Source organism: Anaerocolumna aminovalerica, from assembly GCF_900115365.1.
Classification (GTDB): Bacteria; Bacillota; Clostridia; order Lachnospirales; family Lachnospiraceae; genus Anaerocolumna; species Anaerocolumna aminovalerica.
Genome location: NZ_FOWD01000082.1, coordinates 1 through 1,544, shown reverse-complemented (window position 1 = coordinate 1,544; position 1,544 = coordinate 1). Strand labels below are relative to the sequence as shown.

Here is a 1,544-nt window from a genome sequence, read left to right as displayed (position 1 = left end):
TGTACCGACCCCCAAAAGTTAGACCAAAAATCTAGCGATTGAGAGGTCGGTATTTTTATGGCTAAATATTCATTTGAATTTAAGAAAAAAATAGTCACGGAATATCTTGAAGGAAAGGATAGTTCAAACGGTTTGGCTAAGAAATATGGAATTCCACAAGGTAAAATGGTAAGAAATTGGATTTCAAACTATAATGAATTTGGAGATGATGGACTTAGACGTTCACGAAAAAAAGTAAAATATTCTTTTGAATTTAAACTTCATATGGTAGAGTTATATTTATCAAGTGAAGTCTCCTATCAGGATTTAGCGTTTTCTAATGGAATTAGTAATCATGCCATTCTTACGAAATGGGTAAATGATTTTAGAATAGCCGGACCTGATGCTCTGAGACCTAAGAAGAAGGGACGTAAGAAATCTTTGAATTCGATTAGTAAAAAGAATCAAGTGCAATCAGTACCAGATTTAAGTACTGTAGATACAAGTACTGAACATGTAAAACAACTTGAGGATGAACTTTTAAAACTCAGAATAGAGAATGCCTATTTAAAAGAACTGAGGAGGCTGCGTTTAGAGGAGGAAGCTCTTCTGAAAAAACAGCGAGAATCATCCACAGCCTCCGAAGAGACTTCAAACTAAAAGATATTCTCGCAGTTGTTGTTTTCCCCAAAGCAACCTACATGTACTGGCAAAAAAAATTTAGCAGAGAAAATCCTAACAGGGAACTTGAAGAAAAAATTATGGAGATTCATTTAATCCACAAAGACTTTGGATATAGACGTATGTTAGGTGAACTTTGCAAACAAGGATATTTCGTAAATAAGAAACGTGTTCAACGAATCATGCAGAAATTATCCTTACAGGTTACTTCTTTTACTAGAAAAAGCCGTAAATATAGTTCTTATAAAGGAAAAGTAGGGAAAGTAGCTCCAAATAGATTAAGAAGACGCTTTGATACCAAAATACCACATCAGAAGATCACGACAGACACTACTGAATTCAAGTATTATGATGTAGATTCCAAAGGTCGTATGATTATTAAAAAGTTGTATTTAGATCCATTTATGGATTTATGTAATAGAGAGATTCTAAGCTATGGCATATCTCCAACACCATCTGCTAGTAATATAATGGATGCTCTGAATACGGCAATAGGAATCACATCTGATTGTCCATATCGCAGAACGTTTCACTCAGATCAAGGTTGGGGGTATCAGATGAAGGCATATATTCACACATTGCAAGAACATCGAATTTATCAAAGTATGTCCAGGAAAGGCAACTGTCATGATAATTCAGTCATGGAAAACTTCTTTGGGATAATGAAACAAGAAATGTATTATGGAGAAGTTTATTACAGCTATGATGAGCTTAAAGACGCAATAGATAAATACATAGAGTATTACAATAAGAAGCGAATAAAAGAAAAACTAGGATGGATGAGCCCTGTTGAATACAGACTCAGCCTCTTGGCAGCATAAAAGGAAAAGGCGAAGTGGATAAATCCACTCCGCCATAAAGTCTAACTTTTAGGGGTCACATCA

General features: G+C 34.8%; 1 protein-coding gene. It reads left to right on the top strand.

Annotation, left to right across the window (positions count from 1 at the left end; genetic code table 11):
* The first annotated feature begins 57 nt into the window (after positions 1–57).
* Positions 58–1,481 (top strand): IS3 family transposase gene (locus tag BM183_RS20420; RefSeq protein ID WP_242961073.1). Its coding sequence is split into 2 segments (ribosomal slippage): positions 58–547 and positions 547–1,481, totalling 1,425 coding nucleotides; the frame shifts between segments, so codons are not numbered across the junction.
* Positions 1,482–1,544: the final 63 nt, after the last annotated feature.